Raw genomic sequence first — 22,288 nt, 5'->3', positions numbered from 1 at the left:
ATTGCTAGTAGCATGCTGGAAAACAAGGCTATGCACCCGCTAGTCGTGGGTACGGCGCTCAGCTTTGCGTTTCGAGCGGGGGCGGGCGAGGGCAACTTACTGCTGTTTGCGCTGGCCGTGGTGCTGGTGCTGCTGGCCGTGCAGCGCGGTTCGGCGTACTTGCTGCGTCATTTCACTGCCCTTATTTGAATATATGCTGCTGCTGTCGGAAATGCCTGCTACTATTTTTTCACGCACTGAGGAAGGCGTAGTTGCCGACGTGCAGTGGCTTAAGCTAGGCGTAGAGGTAGTGGGCGCGCTCATTATCACGCTGGGCATTGTAGTGGCGGGCGGGCTGCTGGTGCGGGCGCTGCTGACCCGGCGCACGGCCGATTTCACGGCCATCCGACTCACGCTGGCGCGCTACCTAGCCTTGGCGCTGGAGTTTCAACTTGGGGCCGACATCCTATCCACGGCCATCGCACCGAGCTGGGAGCAGATTGGCAAACTCGGGGCCATTGCCGTCATCCGCACGGCGCTCAATTTCTTTCTTTCCAAAGAAATGGAGCAGGAGCGCAAAGAAAGTGGCAACGAGCAGCAGGTAGTGGACGGCTCACGGCAACTAGCCGGAATTGTAGTTGGTAAGGAATAGTCCTAGTATTAAAAATCGGGTTAAGTTTCAATAACGTTTCTGAGTAAAAAATGAACCCTGTTTAAATGAATTCAGGCTGCTAAGAAGTTAGCTAAAAAAAGTGCACGACTTTTGCTAAGCATAGCGTATACTTGCGGTTGCTTTCCCACCATAGTTAATTTCTTGTTATGTTACAATTCTTACGTTGTTCAGTCCTGTTGTGTTTGGTACAGCTGGCCACGGCAGTTACTAGCCACGGCACCAGCCTGGCGGCCAGCATCTCTTTTCCTAGCTTAGCCCGGCCCATAGGTGTTGCCATTACCGGCAACGTACTCAATACCAAGGGTGAGCCCCTGCCTAGCGTTGTGGTAGCGGTGAAAGGTACTCCTACTACCACCACCACGAATGCCGCCGGCAATTTCTTCGTGGCCGTGGAGATTTCCGACCCCGTGCTAATATTCACCTGCGCTGGCTATCAGGCGCAGGCACTAACCGTGCAGGCCCGTAGTGGCCTGGCTATTACGCTTTATCCAATTGGCGTAGCGCCGCCTTCGAGCGTGCAGCCCGCCACCGGTGCTGGCCTCAACGGGGTAGCCTTCGCCGATGAGCTACCCACCTTTACAGGTGGAGAAGCCGCCTACGGGGCCTACTTGCGCCAGAATGTGCGCTACCCCGAAAAAGCCCGCGAGCAGGGCCTGCCCGGCACAGTGTTCGTCAACTTCGTGGTAGACGAGTCGGGGCGCATCCTGGACGCGCAAGTGCTAAAAGGCTGCGGTAATGGCTTCGACGAAGAAGCCCTGCGGTTGGTACGCCTCATGCCCTGGTGGAACCCCGGCCGCTCGCTCGGCAAAATCGTGCGCTCGGCCTGCACGCTCCGCATCCGGTTCGGAGTCGTGCCAGAGCCGGGAAATTAGGCAGGAGGAATGAATGATTTTCTCTTGAATTAATTTCTCAGTCCTCAGTCCTGCCACCTAATTTTTTTCGCGCTCGTAGTACATCTTCGGGCGTATCAATACCAAAGGCATCCAGTTCAGTAATAGCGGTTTGGATAGTAAAGCCGGCTTCTAGCCAGCGCAGTTGCTCCAGGCTTTCAGCCAGCTCCAGGGGCGAGGGGGGTAGGCGCGTGAGCTGGCGCAGCACGTCGGGGCGGTAGGCGTAGAGGCCCAGGTGGCGATAGTAGCGGTAGTAGCGCAGCCACTCAGCGGGCGGGTGCTGGCGCTGGTAGGGTAGGGGATGGCGACTGAAATAGAGCGCGTGGCCCCACTGGTTGGTCACAACTTTAGGCAGGTGTGGGCTAAATAATTCTTCCTCCGTAAGCACCGGCTTGATGAGCGTGGCGATAGCTGGCGGCGTGCCACCGGCAAACAGGTTCACCAATGCATCTATCTGCGCGGGCTGGATAAAGGGCTCATCCCCCTGAATATTCACGATGCAGCGCACCTCGGGCGGGCTGCCGAGCTGCTCAAAGGCTTCCCACACGCGGTCGGTACCGCTGGGATGGTCGGGCCGCGTGAGCACCGCCTCGCCCCCGAAACCGCGCACGTGGTCTAGGATGCGGGCATCGTCGGTGGCCACTACTACTCGCGCCAGGCCCGCCAGCCGGGCCTGCGCTACCACGCGCTGAATCATCGTTTGGCCGCCCAGGTCTACCAGCGGCTTGCCGGGCAGGCGGGTAGAGGCGTAGCGGGCCGGGATGATGCCGAGGGCAGACATACGTTTTTCGTTTTTCACGCTTTGTTTTTCGTTTTACGTCTTCCTTTTCGAGTGTTCATTCGGCCAGGATGTGTGCCCTGGCGCAAGGTCGAAAAACGAAGCGCGAAAAACGAGAAACGAAAAGCCAGTAGTTCATTTCGAGCCCGAAGCTAGCGCCGGCCGGCCGCTGGGTAGTTACTTTGCCTACCGCTGGCGTTGAGCCGGGGCCCGCTGCGGGCGGGTTTTGGTACACCTTATAGCTTTGCTTCTGCGCATGAGTCTGCTTGCTTCGTTGCTGATACTTAATTCTTTACACGGGCCGCTGGCCGCCCGGCTCCCTACCCCCTTGCTGCCGGCCGACTCCATTGGCCAGGAAATTCGCGGTGGCCAGCGCTTTGTGCGCCACCGCGTGGCCCAGGGCGAAACGCTCTTCGCCCTAAGCCGCCGCTACCACGTGGCGGTAGACCAGATTGAGGCCGCCAACCCGCAGCTCAAGAACGGGCTAGGTATCGGTGAAGTGGTGCTCATTCCGCGTGGCGTGGGGGGTAGCAAAGCGGCCGCAAGTCCGGCCAAAACTATCCTCCCTACCCCCGCTGCCGCTGCCGTACCCGAGCGCTATACCGTGGCCAAGGGTGAAACGCTCTTCGGCATCGCACGGCGCTTTAGCCTGTCGCCCAGCGAGTTGCTGCTGCTCAACCACCTGCCGGCCGGCGGCGCGGTGCGCGTAGGCCAGGAACTGCTGCTGCGTCCTGCCCAGGCCGGCCCTACCCCCCCGGTAATAACCGGGCTGCCTGCCACGCCCGCGCCTGCCGCCCCCGAGCCGGCCACGCCTAAATCTGATAAATCCGAAGCGGCCGCCCCCAAAATAAACCCCGCCCGCGAGGCCCAGATTGCCACCGTCACGCCCGCTACCTCCGCCGATAAGAAGGAAGAAGCGGTCGAAGCCAAAGCCCCGACCCGCGCCAGTGAGCTAGTGGGCCGCAAAACCGACGTGGGCATCGCCGCCCCCATCCTCAACAACGGCACCGACAAATACCTGGCCCTGCACAAAACGGCCCCCATCGGCACCATTATGCAGGTCAAAAACCAGATGAATGGCCAGTCGGTGTACGTGCGCGTCATCGGGGTGCTACCCGACACCGGCGAAAACGAGAATATCCTGGTGCGCCTCTCGCCCCGCGCCGTGCAGAAGCTGGGCACCACCGACAGCAAGTTTCGGGTCGAAACGAGCTACGTGCCGTAGGGCTTATTTATAATCAATTGTCATTGCGAGCGCAACGCGGCAATTGCACCCGCACGAAATCGTTCGGGTGTCGTGCGGGTGCAATTGCCGCGTTGCGCTCGCACGACACCCGAACGATTTTATGGATACTATCAAGCTCGCCGACCTGCGCGCCCTGCTCAATGAGCGCGCCGCTCGTCACAACCAGCCCGCTTTTCTCGCCAAAGACCCGGTAAGCATTCCCCACCGCTTCACGTGCCTGCAGGATATTGAAATCAGCGGCTTATTTGCGGCGCTGCTGGCCTGGGGGCAACGCCCCACTATTTTGAAGAAAACGACCGAGTTGCTGGCGCGTATGGACGATGCGCCCTACCAGTTCGTGACCCAGCACCAGGATGAAGACCTAAAAAAGCTGCTCTGCTTCTGCCACCGCACTTTCTGCGACACCGACCTGCTGTACTTCGTGCACTGGCTGCGCTGGTTTTATGGCGAGCACAATTCCCTGGAAGATGCCTTTTTGCACGGCCTTACCACGCGTGAGCGGCTGATAAACTTTCACAATCTGTTTTTTAGTCTGCCCGACGCGCCCGCCCGCACCCGCAAGCACGTGGCTACCCCCGCCCGCGGCTCGGCCTGCAAGCGCCTTAATATGTACCTGCGCTGGCTCGTGCGCCGCGACGGCCACGGCGTGGATTTCGGCCTCTGGACGCGCCTCTCGCCTAGTGAATTAATCTGCCCCATTGATGTACACGTCGAGCGCCAGGCTCGCCTGTTGGGCTTATTAAAGCGCGAAAAAGTGGACTGGCAGGCCGCCGAGGAGCTAACTGCCAATCTACGCCTACTCGACCCCGCCGACCCAGTGAAGTACGACTTTGCGCTCTTTGGGGAGGGGGTAGGGGAGTAGCCCTTTAGCCCGTCCCACCGTACACAAGGTGATGGAAAATTCAAAAGGTCCCGAGCTGCCCACCTGGGTATTTCTGGCGTTGCGCTTGGGCTCGCTGCTGGCTGTGGCGGGGCTGGTGTGGCGCTGCCAGTGGTAGAGGAGGGAGAGCTTATGTAGGCCCACTAGTAGCTTTGACGCCACCCTGGCTTCCCCTCCTTTGTCTGCCCGCCCATGCCCAACCAAACCTTCGAGCTGAATCTCTTCGACACCACTCGCACCGGGCAAATTATGACACTGTCGATGCTGGGTATTTTTGCTATGGTTGGGGCGAGTGTCTGGGCTGGTTTGGCCATAGACAACAATACGGTGAAGCTGCTGCTTATTGCCCTCATCGTGGGTGGCGGGGGCTACCTGGGCTGGCGAGCATACCGACGGGCGGCCGTGGTACCCGCCGTTATTACCCTTACCTCCAACGAGCTGCGCATCGAAGACCTGCGCCCTGAACCCCGCCTCACCCAAACCCTGCGGCTGGCCGACATTAGTACCTACCGCTACTCCAACTTCAACAACACCGAAGAGCTGCGCCTGAACCGCGCCGATGCCCCGCCCCTCAAGTTGCGTGGGGCCGGGGCTTTGGCGAAGGGTACCGACCTGAGCACCCTGCTGGCCGCCTTTGAGCAGGCAATGGGGGCCGCCCCCAACCCCACTGGCGTGGCCGTGCGCCGCGAAAAAAGCTTCTTCGAGAAGACTGTGTCCACCTACCTGCTCGTCCTTTTCACGCTGGTGATAGGCGCGTTGGCCCTGGCGATTTTTGGCAGCGGGGGCCGCATCCACGGCAACGTATTTGGAGGAATTGGGGCCTACGTCGCCTACGTGGTAGCCTGGCGGGCCGCCGCCGCCCGCCGCAACGCGCCCTAGTGGGGGCGTGGGTTATCCTGAACGATATAGGGCGTGAGGCTCGCCTTCGCCCGCCGTTAAGCGATTTGGATGCCAGTCGTTCAACGACTGATAGGGGCAAGCCCCGCACCCTGCTAGACCCTGGTACAGCATATTTAATTCTGAGAGGCTGCCCCCGTTATCTCCGGTAGCAAGGTATCTTCGGCTGCGTACCCGCGCTGACTGGTGCGCCGCGACACTAACGGAATTAATTTCGGCCTCTGGACGCGCCTCTCGCCTAGTGAATTAATCTGCTCCATCGATGTGCGCGTCGAGCGCTAGGCTCACCTGTTGGGCTTATTAAAGCGCGAAAAAGTGGATTGGCAAGCTGCCGAGGAGCTAACCGCCAACCTGCGCCTGCTCGACCCGAATGACCCGGTGAAGTACGACTTCGCGCTGTTTGGGGAGGGGGTAGGGTAGCTGGCTTTAGGCTGTAACTCTGGTAGTTTAAACCTTATTTAAGTGCTCGTCTATGCCTTCGAAGCTAGCTGCCCCGCAGTTTATTATTCGGCTCATTAACCCGCGTAAAGCATACTGGGGCCGCATTGTAGGTGGAGCGCTAACGGCAATTAGCTTTCTAATTGTACTAAGGGCTATGGCACCATATGTGACGCGAGCCGGAGCCGTAATTGGTTTTGCGGCTGGAATTCTGGCGCCTCTAATTCTTATTTGGATGGTATTTCAGCGCCTCACTACCGACCTGTGCTTTGTAAAAATAGCAGCCGACCGACTAACGGTTTTCCGGCCTAAAACACGTCAGGAATTGACTGTATTTTACGATGAAATTCTGACGTATAAAGATTACTTTTTCGATGGCAATAGATGCCTGCGCCTACGCTTGCGCGATGGTCATTATACTGAACTAAAAACAGACATTACCTACCGGCAAACTAGCGAGTTTCATGCAATGGCACGAGCATTTGAGGCCGCAATAGGTGAACTAATTCGGCCTGCCAGCTTAGGGCCGACTCATCCAGCTTACTCTATCAGCCGGGAGAAAACCTTTTTTGAAAACTCCCTGGCTATCTACCTGCTACCTGTAATAGTTGGGGCCGTAAGCTGGGTTAGCTGGATATTGCATAGCAGTGACCGGCCCTTGATTTATTGGTTGCCGCTGCTCAGTATGCTGGGTTTTTATTGCTACAGTTTGTATCAGGCTCGCACTTAGTGCCTCTCAAAACGTAAGGTGAGAAGTTAGTGGCTACCCAGCGCCCATTCGAACCTTAGACCCGGTGAAATACAACTTTGCGCTATTTAGGGAAGGAGTAGGATGGTGAAAGTGATGGAGTGGCCTACCCATGCGATAGTACTGACAAAGAAGCTTTCTCGATGAAATTTGATTTGCGTCTTACCGACCCCTGCCGGCTGCGCTGGCTGCTGTGGGGGGGGCTACTTTTCTGCCCGCTACGTTGCTCCTGCCGCTGCTACATGGGGCATGGCTGCTGCCGGTGTATTATCTGGTGCTGTTCGTGCCATTAATATTCTATAGCAAACTGGTAGGGCAGCCTGCCTGGGTGCTGATAACTGCCGACAGCCTAGCCTGGGCCAACCTAGCTGATAGCCCGGCTGTGGGCTATCAGTTTACCGAAATGCGGGCCTACCGCTCTGATTGGAGTAAAAATGATATCAAGCTGACCATTTACCCCAAGGAGGGCGAAAAGGCGACTATAAGTGGTCGATTGCATAAGGAGTTCTGGACGATGGAGGAGGCGTTTAAGGAGGCGATAAGGCGCTACAACCAAGCTAACCTAGGTGCTGAAGTCGTGCAGGAGCCGAGCGCGCTGACGCAGTTTTTTACCAGCTCACTTTCTACCAGGGTTTTGTGGGGGCTACTAGCCCTGAGCGTTAGTTGGGTAGGGTGGGGCATCTACCGCGGATTGCCCAGCGCGGCTTACCTACCCCTGTTTCTAATTGGACTACCCTACCTGCTCATTTGGGCCAATTTTTACTACGAGCGTTCCTAGCATTTTTTGGCGAATCTTCCGGCCCCGTTTGCTGTTTTACCTTCGCGGCCAGTCAGCCGATAATCCCCGCCGTTAGTCGATTTGTTAGTACCCCAAAACTTTGAGGCCAAAATTGGCTTCGCTACCCTGCGCGAGCTGCTAGAGCAGCTTTGCCTTTCGGCCCTGGGCCGGCAGTACGTGGCCCAGATGCAGTTCATCACCAACCACGAGCAGCTGAGCAAATTGCTGGCCCAAACCGACGAGTTTCGGCAGCTGCTGGCCGGCGGCAGCGAGTTTCCGGGCGCGCATTACCACGACGTGAGCGTGCATCTCAAGCGGGCTTCCCTACCTGGTGCCTACCTCGACGTGACGGCGTTTTTTGAGGTCAAGATGAGCCTGCGTACCATTCGGGCGGCGCTTACTTTTTTTACGAATGCCGCCGCCGGGCTCTACCCCACGCTGCGCCTGCTGGGTATCGGCATTCAGGCCGACCGCAATCTGCTGGCCGCCCTGGACAAAGTGGTGGACGACGAGGGCAAGGTGCGCGACGATGCCTCGCCGCTGCTGCGCCAGGTGCGCCAGGCCCTGATTCAGCGCCAGGGCCAGTTGCGTAAGCAGATTGCCAGCGTGCTGCGCCACGCCAAAAGTGAAGGCTGGATACCCGGCGATGCCGAGCCTACCATTCGCGGCGGGCGGCTGGTGCTGCCCGTGGTGGCCGAGCACAAGCGCCGGCTGCGCGGCCTGATTCACGACGAAAGTGCCTCGGGCCAAACGGTGTATATCGAGCCCGCCGAAGTATTTGAGTTGAACAATGACATCAAGGACCTCGAAAATGCCTACCAGCGCGAGCTGATTCGCATCCTTACTACCCTTACCGACCAGTTGCGGCCCCACCTGCCCGACTTACGTAAGGCGTATAACTACCTGGGCTTGTTGGACTTCATTCGGGCCAAAGCCCGGCTGGCCCGCGAGCTGGACGCGCAATTACCGGAGCTGAGCAGCCGGCCGCTCATCCGCTGGCGCGGGGTGCGCCACCCGGTGCTGGCCCTCACGTTTCGGGACCACAATAAGGCTGCCGGCCTCACTGGCGAAAAGCGCGACGTGGTGCCACTCGACCTGGAGCTGACGCCGGAGCGGCGCATGCTGGTGATTTCCGGGCCGAACGCGGGCGGGAAGTCGGTGGCGTTGAAGACGGTAGGGTTAGTGCAGTACATGCTGCAGTGCGGCCTGCTTATTCCGTGCGACGACTACTCCGAGGCCGGCATGTTTGAGGATATTCTGCTGGATATCGGCGACGAGCAGAGCCTGGAAAATGACCTTTCGACCTATTCCTCACACCTGCTGGCCATGAAGCAGTTCGTGACCGTGGCCAATAAGAAAAGCCTGGTGCTGATTGACGAATTCGGCACCGGCACCGAGCCGAGCCTGGGCGGGGCCATCGCCGAAGCGGTGCTGGAGCAGCTAAACCAAGCCCGCGCTTTTGGGGTGATTACCACCCACTATACTAACCTCAAGAACTTCGCGGAGAAAACCGAGGGCCTCGTCAACGGCGCGATGCGCTACGACCCCGAGCGCCTGCAACCGCTCTACCGCCTCGAAATGGGCAAGCCGGGCAGCAGCTTCGCCATTGAAATTGCCCGCAAAATCGGCCTACCCCGGCAAATTGTGGAGCGCGCCTCGCAACTGGTGGGTAAGGATAAAATTCGCTATGACCAGCTGCTCGAAGGCCTTGAAAAAGACAAAACCGAGCTGGAAGCTAAGCTGCGCGAAACCGAGCGGCAGCAGCACAGCCTCCGCAAGTTCACCCAGGAATACCTGGATTTAAAGAAGCACCTCACCGACACTCGTCACGAAACTCTGCGCGCCGCCAAGCAGGAAGCCAAGCAATTGCTGCGCGATACCAACCAGCAAATCGAGGCCACCATCAGCGAAATCCGCCGCTCGCAGGCCGACAAGGATATCACCAAGCAGGCCCGCGAAAAGCTCGAAACCTTCGTGCAAAAAGAGCTGCAACCGGAGCCGCCCAAGGCCCGCCCCACCCGCGAGTTGGCCGCCCCCGATACCTTACAGCCCGGCGATAGGGTAGCAATTCTGGGCCAGGATGGCCACGGCGAGGTAGTAAGCGTGAAGGGCAAAACCGCCGAAGTCCTCTTCGGTGGCCTCAAAACGCTGGTGAAAGTCAGCCAGTTAGAAAAGCTGAGCCGGGCCGAGGTGCGCGAGCGCGAAGCCACCGCCCGCAAAACCGCCGCCGCCAATGCCGGCCCGACCCTCAATCTCACCAACCGCATGGCCGGCTTTAGCCCGACCCTGGACCTGCGCGGTGAGCGCGCCGAAGACGCTCTAACTAAGCTCATGGCCTTCGTGGACGATGCCGTGATGTTTGGCCTGCCAGAGATAAAAATTCTGCACGGCCGCGGCAACGGCGTGCTGCGCCAGGTGGCCCGTGACTACCTGCGCCGCACCCGCGCTATCGCCAGCGTAGGCGATGAGCACGCCGACCGCGGCGGCGACGGCGTGACGCTGGCCGTGCTGAAGTAGCGTATGAAGACCGACCCGATTACTGAAATTAGCATTGACGCGGCGGCTAGGCTGTGCATCAAACCAGCCACCCAGAAGTTTCATATGATTTGGCGCGAAGGAGCGGAAGTGCATTGGGATGAAAAGGGACATTTTCTGTTTTCGCCTAAGCCTCGCGAGTGGTCGTATCTAGATTGGTATCAGCACATTATCTGGGTAGCTGAGGGCTATGGCAACGGGGTCAGGCTTTACGTAACAATTGCCACTCGATGGATTGACGTACCGAACGAGTTGAAACAACAGATTATAAAAATGTCTTTTTAGTCTGTGTTAGCTGCTACAGCACTACCCAAATTCTGTATTCAAATTCGTGCTAATCAGTGGTCTCGTGCAGCGCCACCATATTTCCCAGCAGCGTTTCCAGCAGCAGCCTTCCCTTCCACACTGATTTTAGCTTGCCCCGAATTTGCGCGGCGGTCTGCACGAATTCCTGCTCTTCGGCCATTTCGTGGCCTTCAAAAGCGATGAGCTGCTCCACCATTTCCGCCGTCATTTCCGGGTGAAACTGGAGGCCGATAACGCCGTCGCCCCACACGAAGCCCTGCGCGGCGCAGCCCGCCGACATGCCTACCCGCACCGCGCCCGGTGGCACCGTGAAGGTGTCGAGGTGCCAGTGCAGCACCGTGGCCTTGGCGGGCCAGCCGTGCAATAAAGGGTGTGCCAGGGCTTTAGCGGCGAAGCGCACCGTCCAGAAGCCAATTTCGGACTCCGAATTAGGCCGCACTTCCCCGCCCAGCGCTTGCGCCACCAACTGCGCCCCCAGGCAAATGGCCAGCGTAAGCTTGCCCGCCCGCAACGACTCGCGCAAAAAGGCTTTTTCTGCCACCAGCCAGGGAAACGCGGCCTCGTCGTGCACGCTCATGGCCCCGCCCAGAATCAGCAGCCCATCAAATTCGCTCAGCGCCGGAAAGGTGGGGTAGGGCTCAAACAGCCGGGTGAATGTGAGCGCGTGCCCGTGCGCCGCCAGCCACTCGGCAGCGTGGCCGGGGCCTTCATCGGGCAAGTGTTGCAGCAAGTGCCAGACCACAGATTCAAGCGGATTTTGGGGATGGAACGGATACGGGACTAAAGCCCCTGTTTTTTCTGATGCTTCTCTTCCCCAGTTTTGTCGCTGGGCTTTTTACCAAAGAATCAAAGAAATGGAGCTAGTAGTCAGGGGCTTTAGCCCCGTATCCGTTTCATCCCCAAAATCCGCTTGAATCTGCGGTCTATTCCCATTCTATTGTGGCGGGCGGCTTGCTGCTGATATCATACACCACGCGGTTAATCCCGCGTACTTGGTTGATAATCTTGTTGCTGACTTCGGCCAGAAAATCATAAGGCAAATGCGCCCAGTCGGCGGTCATGCCGTCCACGCTCGTCACGGCGCGCAGGGCCACTACGCGCTCGTAGGTGCGCTCGTCGCCCATCACGCCTACGCTTTGCACAGGTAAGAGCATGGCCCCGGCCTGCCACACTTGGTCGTAGAGGTTGCGCTCTTTCAGCAGGTTGATGAATACGGCGTCGGCGCGTTGCAGCAGGTCCACTTTTTCGGGCGTAATGTCGCCCAGAATGCGAATGCCCAGGCCAGGACCGGGGAAGGGGTGGCGGTGTAAAATGACGGCCGGCAGGCCCAGCGCGGCCCCCACCTCGCGTACCTCATCCTTGAAGAGCATCCGCAGCGGCTCCACTATTTTAAGGTTCATCTTCTCGGGCAGGCCGCCCACGTTGTGGTGGCTCTTGATGGTTACGGCCGGCCCGCCGTGCACCGACACCGACTCAATTACGTCGGGATAAATGGTGCCCTGCGCCAGCCAGCGCGCGCCCTCCACTTTCTGCGCCTCGCGGTCAAATACCTCAATAAACGTGCGCCCAATGGCCTTGCGCTTGGCCTCGGGGTCGGTGAGGCCGGCCAGCGCGGCGTAGAACTCGGGGGCGGCCCGCACGCCGGTCACGCGCAGGCCCAGGCCCTCGTAGGCGCGCAGCACGGAGTCGAACTCATCTTGCCGCAGCAGGCCATTATCCACGAAAATGCCGTGCAGGCGTGCGCCCACGGCGCGGTGCAGCAGCAGCGCCGCCACCGAAGAGTCTACCCCCCCCGACAAACCCAGAATCACTTGGTCATCTGGGCCGATAGTGGTTTGCAGCGCTTCTACCATCGAATCCACGAAGTGCTCGGGCGTCCAGCTTTGGGCGCAGCCGCAGATACCGACCACAAAGTTTTCGAGCAACTGCGGCCCTTCGGTCGAGTGCGTTACCTCGGGGTGAAACTGGATGCCGTAGGTGTCCTGATTGGGTAGTTTATAGGCCGCTACCGGCACTTCGGGCGTGCCGGCAATAACCTGGTAAGCAGGGGGTAGGGATTTAATCGTGTCGCCGTGCGACATCCACACCTGCGTACCCAAGTGCAGGCCGCGCAGCAGCGGCGAGGCGTCGTCGAGGCTCGTGAGGCGCGCCCGGCCGTACTCGCGGATGGTGGCCGGCAGCACTTCGCCGCCGCCCTGCTGGGCCAGCAGTTGCGCTCCGTAGCAGATGCTCAGCACCGGCACCCGGCCCAGAATCCCGCTCAAATCGGGGTTGGGCGCGTCGGCATCGCGCACCGAGCAGGGCGAGCCGGATAGGATAACCCCCCGTAGGTCATCATCGCCGGCGCTGAGGCGCTCTGCTAGCTGCGGGGCGTGGGTATAGGGGTGAATTTCGCAGAACACGTGCAGTTCGCGGATGCGCCGGGCAATGAGCTGCGTGTATTGCGAGCCGAAATCGAGAATCAGAATTTGCTCCATAGACCACTGATTAGCACGGATTAGCACGGATTTTGGGGATTTTGGGGACGATTCCGGTGGGCCGCGGTGCTGGTTAGTGGTGCAAAAGTAGCCCCCTCCATAGGCTTTGCGGGCAGGAGAGTTGGTATTCTTGCCTGGCCGGGTACCAGCGCCACGTAATTTTTGTAGCAAGCAATCAGCCCACTACGCTTCCTAATCGTCCACAAAATCTGTGAAATCCGCTAAAATCCGTGCTAATCAGTGGTCTGTGTTAGTATCTTTGCAGCGGCGAGTCAGAACGACCAGCTCCCGCCGAACTCCCCCAGGGCCGGAAGGCAGCAAGGGTAGGTGGTAGAGCGGTGCGATTTTGGCTCGCTTTTTTTTGTCTTTTTTTGCCGGCCCCGAGCCGCGCCCGCAGTCCAGGTTTGGGCTGGTAGCGCGTAGCTTTGGGTCGGCTTTTTTTGCGCGTGTACGGTAAGCTTTAGCTTGCCGCCTGTCCGCCTGAAAGGGCTATTTATTACTACCCGGCAAGCTAAAGCTTACCCTACGCGCCGCTTGTGTACATCATCAAAGTAAAAGGCAAGGCCAAAATTCCGGATTATATCCAGCTACGCGATGAGAATTTCGTGCTCATTGCCTATTTCCGGGCCGACCGGCCGCTCAAAGACCTGCATCGCTACGGCCTCGAAGGCCAGGAAGTGCCCTTGGCCGCCGTTATCTCGGAGCTGGAATTTGGTAAGCTGCGCAAACTCGAGTTATGATGGTTGACTTAACAGCTAGTATCTTGCTTAGAGTAGTTTCATGGGGGTAGCTTTATAGAAAGTAGCCACGGGGCGAGTGGCAACCCTAGCTAAATAAGTATCTGGGAATTCATGAGCAGCTTCCTTGAAAAAATTCATGAAAACTTGTCTTTTTCTGTTCAGCTTCCTGTTCTTACTGCATTTTACGGGACGGACGCAAGTACCCACCACTTCAGCCAGAAGAGATAGCTCGATAAAAGTAGCTGTCATTCAACAAGGCAGATATTCTAGTGTGCTGTACACGATGAATGGTGAGCCAATTACTAATTCTACTATTAAGTCGCTACTAAAATCCTACCCTAAATCGGCGCTTGAGCTACGTAAGTGTCGGGCGCAAAAACGACTGGCGCTCGGTTTGTTGCCGGTATTTATTGCTGGTATAATAATAGGGGGCGTACAATCAGATAAGCATAAAGATGCCGCCGGCTCCCCGTTTAGTAAAGCTCCAGTTCCTTTTTCAATTGGGTTGAGCGCGTGGTTTGGCAGTATTATTCTGTTGGCAACTAATAATCATTATGCGAAAGCAATTGAAGCTTACAATAGTCAATTTAAATAAGCTGGCTTGCCATCCCGGCCATCACCAATCTGCCCTTTCAAATTGACCGAGCTAGTAGCAGAATTGCACGGAGCGACCATCGTCCAGGAAGAGCGGGCGGTGCTGGAAGGCGTGTCGTTTGGGCTAGAAAAGAGCGAGTTTGCCTACCTAGTGGGGCGTACTGGGGCGGGCAAGTCGTCCCTGCTCAAAACCTTGTACGCCGACCTGCCGCTGGCGGTGGGCGCGGGCAGCGTGGCGGGCTTCGACCTGGAGCGCCTACCCCCCGGTAAGGTGCCCTACCTGCGCCGCCGGCTGGGCATCGTATTTCAGGATTTTCAATTGCTGAGCGACCGCACGGTGGGCGAAAACCTCTTGTTCGTGCTCAATGCTACTGGCTGGCGCGGCAAGGCCCGCAAGCAGCAGCGCGTGCAGCAGGTACTGACGCAGGTGGGCCTGAGCGGGGTAGGCGGCCGGATGCCGCACCGCCTCTCGGGCGGCGAGCAGCAGCGCGTGGTGATAGCGCGGGCCCTGCTCAACGAGCCCACGTTGCTGCTCGCCGACGAGCCTACCGGCAACCTCGACCCCGAAGTAGCCGCCGGCATCATGGATTTATTTTCCGAAATCAACCATGCCGGTACGGCCATCATTATGGCCACGCACAATTTCCAGTTGCTCGAAAAATACCCGCACCGAGTCCTGACCTGCCAGGATGGTGCGCTGCTGGACTCGGGCCGGCGGGGGGGGTAGGGAGCCATGCGCGCCGGCCTGTCTATTCTTATTCCCGTATTCAACCGCAACGTGGCGGCGCTGGTCGGCAGCCTGCGGGCGCAGGCCAGCGATTGGCCGGGCGAGGTAGAAATTATCCTGCTCGATGATAAATCGGCGGAAAACTACCAGCGGCTGAACCGCCCGCTGGCCGCCCTACCCGGCGTGCGCTACGAGGAGTTGCCCGCCAACGTGGGCCGCGCCGCTATCCGCAACCAGTTGGCTGCCAAGGCTAAGCATAGCTGGCTGCTGCTGCTGGATAATGACAGCCTGCTGCCGGACGAGCAGTTTCTGGCCCGCTACGCGCAAGCCACAACCGTAAAACCGGTCGCTATGCTTTTCGTCGGTGGCACCACTTACCTCCCTACCCCCCCCGCCGACCCTGGCCTGCACTTGCGCTGGCTGTATGGCCGCGCCCGCGAGATGCGCCCCGCCGCCGCCCGGCAGCGCGAGCCTGGCGGCCAGCTCAGCATCAATAATGCCTTGGTAAAAAAGGAATTGGTGTTGAAATTTCCCCTCGATGAGCGCCTGAGCGGCTACGGTCACGAAGACACCCGCTTCGGCCTGGAACTGGCGCGGGCCGGCGTGGTGGTACGCCACCTCGATAACTCCGTGCTACACGACGGCCTGGAGCCGGCCCCCATTTTCTTAGAAAAAAGCCACCAGGCCGTGCGCAACCTGGCGCAGGTGCTACGCACCGACGGCCTGGGTGCCGATACGCGACTGGTGCGCACGGCCGCCCGCTTGCGCCGGGTGGGGCTGGCTGGAGTCGCCGGTGCTGCGCTGGCCGCGCTGGAGCCGGCCTTGCGGCGCAACTTGCTATCGGCCCGGCCGAGCTTGCGGGCGCTGGATGCACTCAAGCTGCGGTGGCTGCTGACCGAGCTATAGCGTGGACTCTACGAGTCCGCGCGTGGAAACGTTGCTCAATGCTGTCACGCGCGGACTCGCAGAGTCCACGTTACCTTTGGCGGCCGTTTTTCTGCCCGCGCCGTTGTCTGATTTGCTGCCTATTCACTTGCTCGACCTCGCCGCCGAGCACGCTGCCTACCAGACCGAGCTGGATGCCGCTTGGCGCGACACCGTGCAGCAGGCCGCGTTCATTCAGGGGCCAGCCGTGGGCAAGTTTGCCGCCGAGCTGGGTGCGCACTTGGGCGGCGCGCACGTGGTGCCCTGCGCCAACGGCACCGATGCCCTCACGCTGGCGCTCCTGAGCCTGGCCCTACCCCCCGGCACCGAGGTCATCGTGCCCGCCTTCACCTACGTGGCCACGCTGGAGGCCGCCGCGCTGCTAGGCCTGCGGCCCGTGCTGGTCGATGTCTTGCCCGACACCTTTAATATAGACCCGGCGGCGGTGCGGGCGGCCCTCACGCCGCGCACCGGGGCGGTGGTGGCGGTGCACTTATTTGGGCAATGCGCTGATTTGGAGGTATTAACGAATATCTGCCAGGCGGCGGGCGTGGCCCTAATGGAGGATAATGCTCAGGCGCTGGGCGCTATATTCACCTTTGCTAGCGGCCGCACAGCTTACGCGGGCACGGTGGGTGAGGTGGGCACTACCTCCTTCTTCCCCAGCAAAAACCTGGGCTGCCTCGGCGATGGCGGCGCGCTCCTCACCCGCGACGCGGCCCGCGCCAGCCTGCTCCAGCAGCTCGCCAACCACGGCCAGAGCCAGAAATACTACCACCAGCGTATCGGCCTTAACTCGCGCCTCGACACCCTGCAAGCTGCCCTGCTGCGCGTGAAGCTGCGCCACCTGCCCGCCGTCCAGGCCGCCCGCCAGGCCGTGGCCGCCCGCTACGACGCGGCGTTGCACGGCGCGGCTGGCCTGCAAATTCCGGCCCGCGACCCGCGCAGTAGCCACGTGTTTCACCAATATACCCTCACGGTGAAAGGGGGGGATAGGCGCGACGCGTTGCAGGCGCATTTGCAAGCGCACGGTATTCCCAGTGCCATTTACTACCCTCTGCCGGTGCAGCAGCAGCCGGCCTATGCGTACTTAGGCTACCAAATGGGCGGTTTTCCGGTGGCCGAGCGGCTATGCAAGCAGGTGCTGTCGCTACCCGTGCATCCGGGGCTGACGGCGGAGCAGGTGGAGTTTATAGCGGCAGCAGTAAAAGCTTTTTAATTCAGCACTTGCTTTTGTTAACTGCTGAGTGAACTCCGGTTCAGCCCGCATGTTCAACGTCATTGGGTATTGTTAAACAAATAAGGGAAAACTTTCGACTCGACTGCAAAGCTGCCTAATTTTCGGATTAGAGTTTTGTTTAACAAAGTACTACTCAATATCAGTGCGAAGAACAGGTTTATCGTTCGTTTTCGGTTGCGTTAAGGGGCGTGTAAAACTATCATTTCTCGCTGCTCTTACCACAACTTTGCTCCATAGCAGCAGGCAATCTGCTCAACTCCCGAGGCGGAGGTTTTACTTTTTTTAACAACACCCAACTATGGGGCCGCCTCCAGTTGTTAGATTAAGCCGCAGGAACGTTCATGCCTAATGCCACCGAGGGCAACATAATTAAAGAAGTATGTCAAACATGGAACAGCAGAATACACTGGAAGATGCGCTGGCGGATGGACAGGCCGGCAAAATATCAACGGAAGATTTTCTCAAAACACTTGTCAAGTCCCAGGTCTTCGTGCCAAGCCGGCAGGAAGTGCAGCCGGACGGCGCAGGGCTGGCTCCGCTCGTGCTGGAGCAGCAAGGAAAATCGTTTGTCGCTGTGTTTAGTTCTTCTGAACGCGCTCAATCTGCTGAGGGCCAAACTCTTTACTGCCTTCAAATCGTGTGCGGCGCACTTCTGCCGCGCCTGCCGCATGGCTACGGCCTGGTTATCAACCCTGGCTCTGCACTTGGCCTTCAAATTGATGCTGCCGGTGTCCAAAAGATTTACCGGGAGTTAGGGAGTGCAAGCTGAGTTTTTGCCCTTGATGGATAGCACGGTTTGGGAAGCCGAGCACGTCCGAGCCGGGATTACTTCGTCGGAATAGCATCCGGGCAAGCTAGGTGCGGTAAATTATTTTTTCTATCCTTGCCAGCCCCCAAACGCCTCGTTCTGACTGATAAACATCCCCGGCAAGCCAGAAACCAGATTGCAAGTCGGGTGAGCCCCCATAGTAGTCGTCAAATTGGTGATTGAACGGATGATGATAAACTGCGAGAAGCAAGTTGTGCGGTCGAAGATTATTGCCGTTAATCCTTGGGAAGCAAATTTCTGCAAAATCAAATTTTTTTGTTAAGCGCCCAAACAATAAAATTTTGAACTCTGAAACCTCTCCGCAAGCAAATCTTCTCCTGCAAACAACAATACTGGAAGACTACGTCGAAACGCTGCGCTTTACGTCGGATGGTAGGACGCTGGTAGGTGCCTTAACGCATAATGAGTTGACGCTCTGGCAGGTTTCAGCGGAGAAACTGGAGCAGCAGTTCTCGTTTCCGAGTGGGCTGAAGCGGCTTTACGACATCGCCCTTAGCCCCGATGGAACTCAGCTGGCGGCAGTCGGCGAGGCACAAGCGGGCCAGAGACAACTATCTATTTGGAAGCTGCCAAGCGGCGAAAAAAAAGACGAGTTCGGTTTTCCTGACGCTTATCTGCTTTCAGTTGCATTTTCTCTCGACGGTACTCGGCTGCTGGCAGCCGGAAGCAGGGAAACGCTGTATGTAGTTCACTTATTGACGGGAAAAATCGAGTTTGCCGCAGGCGAAGAACCCTTGGACGAGGATGAAGATTTTTGGGGGTTGGGCGAACGCAACACATCCATTGTCTTTCACCCGGATGGCAAAACCGTGCTAATTACTGCTTGCTTTCAAGCAGGGTCGCTGGTGGTTTTCTGTGAACTGGATACTCGGCGCAGCACGTTGACCCCACGCTCGGACTTGACGCTGGACCTGGTTTATGATGTGCTGACCCCGGCGGCCTTTAGTCCCGATGGACGCTTTTTTGCTTTTGCTGACTGGAACACCAAGTTGTACTCGTTCCCTGACCAGAAATTGACGGGCGTTTTCAGTCCAGAAGGCCAGCGTTTAGCGGAGCCGACCGGCAACCCCGTGGTGCGGAAGTTTTGGTCAAACGTATTGTTTACGCCCGATAGCCGAACTTTGCTTTGCGGCTCTCCCAACGGCAGCATCTTTCTTTGGGATGTGCCCTCGGGCCGCCTGCGCTAGACCCTGACCGGCCATAATGGCGGCGTCCTGGCCCTAGCCCTGGACCCCACCGGCACCCGGCTGGCCTCAAGCGGGCACGACAAGACCCTGCGGCTCTGGCAAATAGCCACTTGAATTAAAAATGATAACGTAAAAATTCCAAAATTCTTATTTTTTTATTGAAAATTTGGTTTTTGCTTACAAAACCATTCAAATCAAACGGTTCGGCACGCACGCCAAATAGGACCGGATAGACGTAGCCACCAGTTCATTTAGCTAGCGATGACCCTCCGCCTTCTCAAAACCGAGTAGCAGTACGACGACTACTGGACTGGCTGGACGAGTAGTTTGACCAGCAGGTGCCGCCCGACTCGCTTCTGGATAAGCAAATGCAGTTGGCCTTGCAGCTGGTAAAATCTTATGAAGACGCGTATCGCTTTATCCCGCCGCTACCCACGCTTCCAGGACTGGTGGAGAGCCCCACGCTTCATAAATGGCACGCTTGCCACCGGGTTACCCTAATTTCTGACGGGCATTAAAGGGCAAAATCAACCCCCTATGAAACTCGGCTGGCGGTTCGTTGAAGGAAAGCTTCTGGTGCTTCAACTGGTGGTGATACTGGGCTTTGCCGGGCTTGCGTTATGGATATGGTACCAAAACACGTATCTCTACCGACTAGCTACTAGTAAACCCTACCATTATACCGGGATAGGGTTTGCCCTGCTCTTCATTTTGGTAGCTGAAGCGTACAATTTGGTCTTTGTGCTTTCCCAGGTGCTGCTTTTATATCGTCGGCGAAAAGGCAAGCGAGGATGGCCGGGCACCACCTGGGTCGTGTTTTTGCTCAGCACCCTTTCTATTTGGTTGGCCGTGAGCGCCGCTTAACTGCACCTTTGCATTGCTTATGATGATTTTTTTGGTCAGCTAAATGGCCGATAGTTTTCCCGTTCGCTTCGCCATTTGCGGCGTGGGGCACATCGGCCGGCGGCACGCAGCGCTGGTGGCGCGCCACGCCGGGGCGGCGCTGGTAGCCCTTATTGACGTGCGCGACGAGTTGCGCGCCGGCCTCGCGGCCGAGTTTCTTGGCGTGCCGTTCTTTCTTTCGCTGGAAGAATACCTGCAAACCGGCCCCGCCGCCGACGTGCTCACCGTAGCTACGCCCAACGGCTTGCATGCGCCGCAGGCGGTGGCGGGCTTGCGCGCCGGCCTGCACGTGGTGGTCGAAAAACCCATCGCGCTGCGCAAAACCGACGCAGAATTAATTGTGCACACGGCGTTGCAAACCGGCCGGCTCGTCTTTGGCGTGATGCAAAACCGCTACTCGCCGCCTGCCGCTTGGCTCAAGCAGGTGTACGACGAGGGCCGCCTGGGCGAGGTATTTCTAGTGCAGCTCAACTGCTTCTGGAACCGCGATGCGCGCTACTACCAAGCCGGCGGCTGGAAGGGCACGCAGGCGCTGGATGGCGGCACGCTCTTCACCCAGTTCAGCCATTTCGTGGATTTGCTCTACTGGGTGTTTGGCGATATTACTAACATCACGGCCCGCTTTCGGGACTTCACGCACGCCGGCATTACCGAGTTTGAGGACAGCGGCCTGGTCACCTTCGACCTCGTGCGGGGGGGTAGCGGCACGCTCAGCTACAGCACCGCCGTGTGGGACCGCAACCTCGAAAGCTCCCTCACGGTGGTGGCCGCCCGCGGCTCGCTCAAAATCGGCGGTCAGTACCTCGATAAAGTGGAGTATTGCCACCTGCAAGATTACGCCCTACCCCCCCTGCTGCCCACCAACCCCGCCAACGACTACGGCCCCTACCAGGGCTCGGCCGCCAACCACGTGCAGGTGATTGAAAACGTGGTGGATACGTTACAAAAGCGCAGCTTCGCCACTACCAACGCGCTCGAAGGCCTGAAAGTAGTGGAGATAATCGAACGCATTTACGCCCTGCGCTAACTTGCCGCATGACTACCGATTTGGCCGCCCACTGGCACACCCTCCTTACCCCGCTGCTACCCGATTATGCCCGCCGCGAAGCTGAGTACCAGCGGCTGGTTGTCGCCTATTCGGATACCAGTCGGCACTACCACAACCTGGTGCACATCGCCAAGCTGCTGACGCAGGTAGCCCGCTTCCCGGTGCAGGATGCGACGGTGCTCAACCTGGCCATCTGGTACCACGATGCCGTATACAGCGCTCTGCGGCACGATAACGAAGCCCAAAGCGCCGACTGGGCCCTGCAGTTTCTGCCAGAAACCAGCCTCGAACCCGCCCGCCAGGCCCGCGTGGCTGACCTCATCCGCCGCACCCAGGACCACACCCAGCCCCAGCCGCCCGACGATGCCGACCTGCTGCTGTTTCTGGACGCCGACCTCAGCATCCTGGGCGCGCCCGAAGCGGCGTATGGGGACTATGCCCGCCAGGTGCGCCGCGAATACCACCTCGTGCCCGACCTGCTCTACCGCCCCGGCCGCCGCCAGGTGCTGGCCAAGCTGCTCGCCGCACCGGTGCTTTTTCACACCCCGAGTCTCCGCGCCGAGCTCGACGCGCCCGCCCGCCGCAACCTGCAAGCCGAGCTAACGGCCTGGGAAGAAGGTAACTTTAATGCTTAGTAGCCTGCGATTTAGCAATACGCTCATACGCCTTGCGCGTGAGGATTAGCAGCTGCTTCTTTTCCAGGTTGAAGAAGGATACGTAGTCTTGGCTCATCACCACGAGCTGCGTGCAGCCGGGCGGTGGGTAGAGCAGCGAATTACAGATGTCGGTGGCCGTGATGTAGGGATGGGCCGGTAGATGCGTGTGAAACATTTCCTTGATTTCTTTCTGCTCGATACTTTGGCTCATGGGCAGATAGGTGCTGTGCAAGCGCTCAGTGGCCGTGAGCCGGCCCGATTTATCGAAGGTTAGCAGGTGGTCGTTGCCGATGGGAACGATGCCGGCTTGCTGAGGGCCGGTTAGCACGTATACCCGCGTACCCGCTGGGCCGTCGAGCAAATCCAGGTTCAGCGACGTATTGGCCGGCACGGGAAACTCGTTGCGGTCGGCGTTGATTTTATCCAGCGCCGCTTGCCGAATACCAAACAAGCGCGCTTCGGTGGTCGTGAATGCGCCCACTGGCTGAAAATGACTGGTTTCGACGCGCACGTCCTGGCTAAGAAAAACGTAGCTGCCGATGAGCGGCGTGCCCGCACCGCCAGTCGAGCCCTTGGCCCAAAAAACAGTACATACCGAATCACCTCGAAAATAAGTGAGGTAGCCCCCAATTTGACTGCGGTCGATGGTAGTGGCCAGCATCAGGTCGGTGGCCACCCAGGAGGCGCGCTCCGATTGATACAGCTTCAGGCCCTCGGCCAAAATAGCCTCGGTGGGCGGCTCGGCGTTGGGCGAAGCCGAGGGGGTAGGGGCGATTAGGCCCACGAAGGCCATGAAAAGAGAAAGGTAGGCCACA

General features: G+C 58.6%; 25 protein-coding genes, 1 other RNA gene and 1 pseudogene. 23 read left to right on the top strand and 4 right to left on the bottom strand.

What is annotated here, in order from left to right; all coding sequences use genetic code 11:
• The first annotated feature begins 12 nt into the window (after nt 1–12).
• From LC531_RS10210 to LC531_RS10200, 3 genes are all read left to right on the top strand, one after another.
• Nucleotides 13–189 carry a hypothetical protein gene (locus LC531_RS10210; RefSeq protein ID WP_223650189.1) on the top strand — a complete coding sequence of 59 codons (177 nt, stop codon included), beginning with the start codon at nt 13–15 and terminating at the stop codon, nt 187–189.
• A gap of 4 nt (nt 190–193) precedes the next feature.
• A complete protein-coding gene (locus LC531_RS10205) occupies nt 194–631 on the top strand; it encodes a DUF1622 domain-containing protein (protein ID WP_223650188.1) in 438 nt (145 codons plus the stop codon).
• 167 nt (nt 632–798) lie between these two features.
• Nucleotides 799–1,524, top strand: a complete 726-nt coding sequence (locus tag LC531_RS10200) for an energy transducer TonB (protein WP_223650187.1) — start codon at nt 799–801, stop codon at nt 1,522–1,524.
• 37 nt (nt 1,525–1,561) lie between these two features.
• Here LC531_RS10200 and kdsB read toward each other — a convergent pair whose 3' ends face one another.
• Nucleotides 1,562–2,323 (bottom strand): 3-deoxy-manno-octulosonate cytidylyltransferase, encoded by a 762-nt coding sequence (gene kdsB, locus LC531_RS10195; RefSeq protein ID WP_223650186.1) that lies wholly within the window; start codon nt 2,321–2,323, stop codon nt 1,562–1,564.
• A 253-nt stretch (nt 2,324–2,576) separates the two neighbouring features.
• Between kdsB and LC531_RS10190 the strand changes: the two genes are divergently transcribed.
• The 8 genes and pseudogenes from LC531_RS10190 to LC531_RS10155 all read left to right on the top strand — a co-directional run bounded on the left by LC531_RS10190 (nt 2,577) and on the right by LC531_RS10155 (nt 10,127).
• On the top strand, nt 2,577–3,545 hold the full coding sequence (locus LC531_RS10190) for a LysM peptidoglycan-binding domain-containing protein (RefSeq protein ID WP_223650185.1): 969 nt from the start codon (nt 2,577–2,579) through the stop codon (nt 3,543–3,545).
• Between the two features lie 121 nt (nt 3,546–3,666).
• Nucleotides 3,667–4,428 (top strand): TIGR02757 family protein, encoded by a 762-nt coding sequence (locus LC531_RS10185; RefSeq protein ID WP_223650184.1) that lies wholly within the window; start codon nt 3,667–3,669, stop codon nt 4,426–4,428.
• 210 nt (nt 4,429–4,638) lie between these two features.
• On the top strand, nt 4,639–5,325 hold the full coding sequence (locus tag LC531_RS10180; protein ID WP_223650183.1) for a hypothetical protein: 687 nt from the start codon (nt 4,639–4,641) through the stop codon (nt 5,323–5,325).
• Between the two features lie 204 nt (nt 5,326–5,529).
• A pseudogene (locus LC531_RS10175) lies at nt 5,530–5,763 on the top strand (DUF2400 family protein).
• Between the two features lie 52 nt (nt 5,764–5,815).
• A complete protein-coding gene (locus LC531_RS10170) occupies nt 5,816–6,511 on the top strand; it encodes a hypothetical protein (protein ID WP_223650182.1) in 696 nt (231 codons plus the stop codon).
• Nucleotides 6,512–6,752: 241 nt separating this feature from the next.
• Entirely contained in the window at nt 6,753–7,307 is a 555-nt protein-coding gene (locus LC531_RS10165) for a hypothetical protein (protein ID WP_223650181.1), read from the top strand.
• Nucleotides 7,308–7,388: 81 nt separating this feature from the next.
• A complete protein-coding gene (locus tag LC531_RS10160; protein WP_223650180.1) occupies nt 7,389–9,824 on the top strand; it encodes an endonuclease MutS2 in 2,436 nt (811 codons plus the stop codon).
• Nucleotides 9,825–9,827: 3 nt separating this feature from the next.
• Nucleotides 9,828–10,127 (top strand): hypothetical protein, encoded by a 300-nt coding sequence (locus LC531_RS10155; protein WP_223650179.1) that lies wholly within the window; start codon nt 9,828–9,830, stop codon nt 10,125–10,127.
• A gap of 49 nt (nt 10,128–10,176) precedes the next feature.
• Here LC531_RS10155 and LC531_RS10150 read toward each other — a convergent pair whose 3' ends face one another.
• Nucleotides 10,177–10,890, bottom strand: coding sequence for a type 1 glutamine amidotransferase (locus tag LC531_RS10150; protein ID WP_223650178.1), 714 nt, complete (start codon nt 10,888–10,890; stop codon nt 10,177–10,179).
• A 181-nt stretch (nt 10,891–11,071) separates the two neighbouring features.
• Nucleotides 11,072–12,625, bottom strand: a complete 1,554-nt coding sequence (gene guaA, locus LC531_RS10145; protein ID WP_223650177.1) for a glutamine-hydrolyzing GMP synthase — start codon at nt 12,623–12,625, stop codon at nt 11,072–11,074.
• A 264-nt stretch (nt 12,626–12,889) separates the two neighbouring features.
• On the opposite strand from guaA, the gene ffs reads away from it, so the two are divergent.
• The 12 genes from ffs (at nt 12,890) to LC531_RS10085 (ending at nt 21,452) form a co-directional block, all read left to right on the top strand.
• An RNA gene (gene ffs / locus LC531_RS10140) (signal recognition particle sRNA small type) lies at nt 12,890–12,986 on the top strand.
• A gap of 175 nt (nt 12,987–13,161) precedes the next feature.
• A complete protein-coding gene (locus LC531_RS10135) occupies nt 13,162–13,365 on the top strand; it encodes a fructose-6-phosphate aldolase (protein ID WP_223650176.1) in 204 nt (67 codons plus the stop codon).
• Between the two features lie 136 nt (nt 13,366–13,501).
• Nucleotides 13,502–13,960, top strand: coding sequence for a hypothetical protein (locus LC531_RS10130; protein WP_223650175.1), 459 nt, complete (start codon nt 13,502–13,504; stop codon nt 13,958–13,960).
• A 42-nt stretch (nt 13,961–14,002) separates the two neighbouring features.
• Nucleotides 14,003–14,686 carry a cell division ATP-binding protein FtsE gene (locus tag LC531_RS10125; RefSeq protein WP_223650174.1) on the top strand — a complete coding sequence of 228 codons (684 nt, stop codon included), beginning with the start codon at nt 14,003–14,005 and terminating at the stop codon, nt 14,684–14,686.
• Nucleotides 14,687–14,692: 6 nt separating this feature from the next.
• Nucleotides 14,693–15,592 carry a glycosyltransferase gene (locus tag LC531_RS10120; RefSeq protein WP_223650173.1) on the top strand — a complete coding sequence of 300 codons (900 nt, stop codon included), beginning with the start codon at nt 14,693–14,695 and terminating at the stop codon, nt 15,590–15,592.
• Between the two features lie 76 nt (nt 15,593–15,668).
• Entirely contained in the window at nt 15,669–16,829 is a 1,161-nt protein-coding gene (locus tag LC531_RS10115; protein WP_223650172.1) for a DegT/DnrJ/EryC1/StrS family aminotransferase, read from the top strand.
• A gap of 400 nt (nt 16,830–17,229) precedes the next feature.
• Nucleotides 17,230–17,619 carry an SseB family protein gene (locus tag LC531_RS10110; RefSeq protein WP_223650171.1) on the top strand — a complete coding sequence of 130 codons (390 nt, stop codon included), beginning with the start codon at nt 17,230–17,232 and terminating at the stop codon, nt 17,617–17,619.
• A 341-nt stretch (nt 17,620–17,960) separates the two neighbouring features.
• Entirely contained in the window at nt 17,961–18,866 is a 906-nt protein-coding gene (locus tag LC531_RS10105; protein WP_223650170.1) for a WD40 repeat domain-containing protein, read from the top strand.
• A 3-nt stretch (nt 18,867–18,869) separates the two neighbouring features.
• Nucleotides 18,870–18,980 carry a WD40 repeat domain-containing protein gene (locus tag LC531_RS23010; protein WP_223653928.1) on the top strand — a complete coding sequence of 37 codons (111 nt, stop codon included), beginning with the start codon at nt 18,870–18,872 and terminating at the stop codon, nt 18,978–18,980.
• 423 nt (nt 18,981–19,403) lie between these two features.
• Entirely contained in the window at nt 19,404–19,730 is a 327-nt protein-coding gene (locus LC531_RS10095) for a GNAT family protein (RefSeq protein WP_223650169.1), read from the top strand.
• Between the two features lie 43 nt (nt 19,731–19,773).
• A complete protein-coding gene (locus tag LC531_RS10090; RefSeq protein WP_223650168.1) occupies nt 19,774–20,796 on the top strand; it encodes a Gfo/Idh/MocA family protein in 1,023 nt (340 codons plus the stop codon).
• A gap of 8 nt (nt 20,797–20,804) precedes the next feature.
• The gene (locus LC531_RS10085) at nt 20,805–21,452 is read left to right on the top strand and encodes an HD domain-containing protein (RefSeq protein ID WP_223650167.1); all 648 of its coding nucleotides are present in this window, start codon (nt 20,805–20,807) and stop codon (nt 21,450–21,452) included.
• On the opposite strand, the gene LC531_RS10080 is transcribed toward LC531_RS10085, so the two are convergent.
• Nucleotides 21,442–22,287 carry a hypothetical protein gene (locus LC531_RS10080; RefSeq protein ID WP_223650166.1) on the bottom strand — a complete coding sequence of 282 codons (846 nt, stop codon included), beginning with the start codon at nt 22,285–22,287 and terminating at the stop codon, nt 21,442–21,444. The genes LC531_RS10085 and LC531_RS10080 overlap by 11 nt on opposite strands.
• Nucleotide 22,288: the final 1 nt, after the last annotated feature.

Source organism: Hymenobacter psoromatis (genome assembly GCF_020012125.1).
Lineage (GTDB): Bacteria > Bacteroidota > Bacteroidia > Cytophagales > Hymenobacteraceae > Hymenobacter > Hymenobacter psoromatis.
This window is presented reverse-complemented; position numbering and strand designations above follow the sequence as displayed.

What these genes read in the sequence shown, in the direction of transcription:
- LC531_RS10210 (WP_223650189.1), top strand. Translation starts at nt 13, where the DNA reads ATGCTGGAAAACAAGGCTATGCACCCGCTAGTCGTGGGTACGGCGCTC.
- LC531_RS10205 (WP_223650188.1), top strand. Translation starts at nt 194, where the DNA reads ATGCTGCTGCTGTCGGAAATGCCTGCTACTATTTTTTCACGCACTGAG.
- LC531_RS10200 (WP_223650187.1), top strand. Translation starts at nt 799, where the DNA reads ATGTTACAATTCTTACGTTGTTCAGTCCTGTTGTGTTTGGTACAGCTG.
- kdsB (WP_223650186.1), bottom strand. Translation starts at nt 2,323, where the DNA reads ATGTCTGCCCTCGGCATCATCCCGGCCCGCTACGCCTCTACCCGCCTG.
- LC531_RS10190 (WP_223650185.1), top strand. Translation starts at nt 2,577, where the DNA reads ATGAGTCTGCTTGCTTCGTTGCTGATACTTAATTCTTTACACGGGCCG.
- LC531_RS10185 (WP_223650184.1), top strand. Translation starts at nt 3,667, where the DNA reads ATGGATACTATCAAGCTCGCCGACCTGCGCGCCCTGCTCAATGAGCGC.
- LC531_RS10180 (WP_223650183.1), top strand. Translation starts at nt 4,639, where the DNA reads ATGCCCAACCAAACCTTCGAGCTGAATCTCTTCGACACCACTCGCACC.
- LC531_RS10170 (WP_223650182.1), top strand. Translation starts at nt 5,816, where the DNA reads ATGCCTTCGAAGCTAGCTGCCCCGCAGTTTATTATTCGGCTCATTAAC.
- LC531_RS10155 (WP_223650179.1), top strand. Translation starts at nt 9,828, where the DNA reads ATGAAGACCGACCCGATTACTGAAATTAGCATTGACGCGGCGGCTAGG.
- guaA (WP_223650177.1), bottom strand. Translation starts at nt 12,625, where the DNA reads ATGGAGCAAATTCTGATTCTCGATTTCGGCTCGCAATACACGCAGCTC.
- LC531_RS10130 (WP_223650175.1), top strand. Translation starts at nt 13,502, where the DNA reads ATGAAAACTTGTCTTTTTCTGTTCAGCTTCCTGTTCTTACTGCATTTT.
- LC531_RS10120 (WP_223650173.1), top strand. Translation starts at nt 14,693, where the DNA reads ATGCGCGCCGGCCTGTCTATTCTTATTCCCGTATTCAACCGCAACGTG.
- LC531_RS10110 (WP_223650171.1), top strand. Translation starts at nt 17,230, where the DNA reads ATGTCAAACATGGAACAGCAGAATACACTGGAAGATGCGCTGGCGGAT.
- LC531_RS10095 (WP_223650169.1), top strand. Translation starts at nt 19,404, where the DNA reads ATGAAACTCGGCTGGCGGTTCGTTGAAGGAAAGCTTCTGGTGCTTCAA.
- LC531_RS10090 (WP_223650168.1), top strand. Translation starts at nt 19,774, where the DNA reads ATGGCCGATAGTTTTCCCGTTCGCTTCGCCATTTGCGGCGTGGGGCAC.
- LC531_RS10085 (WP_223650167.1), top strand. Translation starts at nt 20,805, where the DNA reads ATGACTACCGATTTGGCCGCCCACTGGCACACCCTCCTTACCCCGCTG.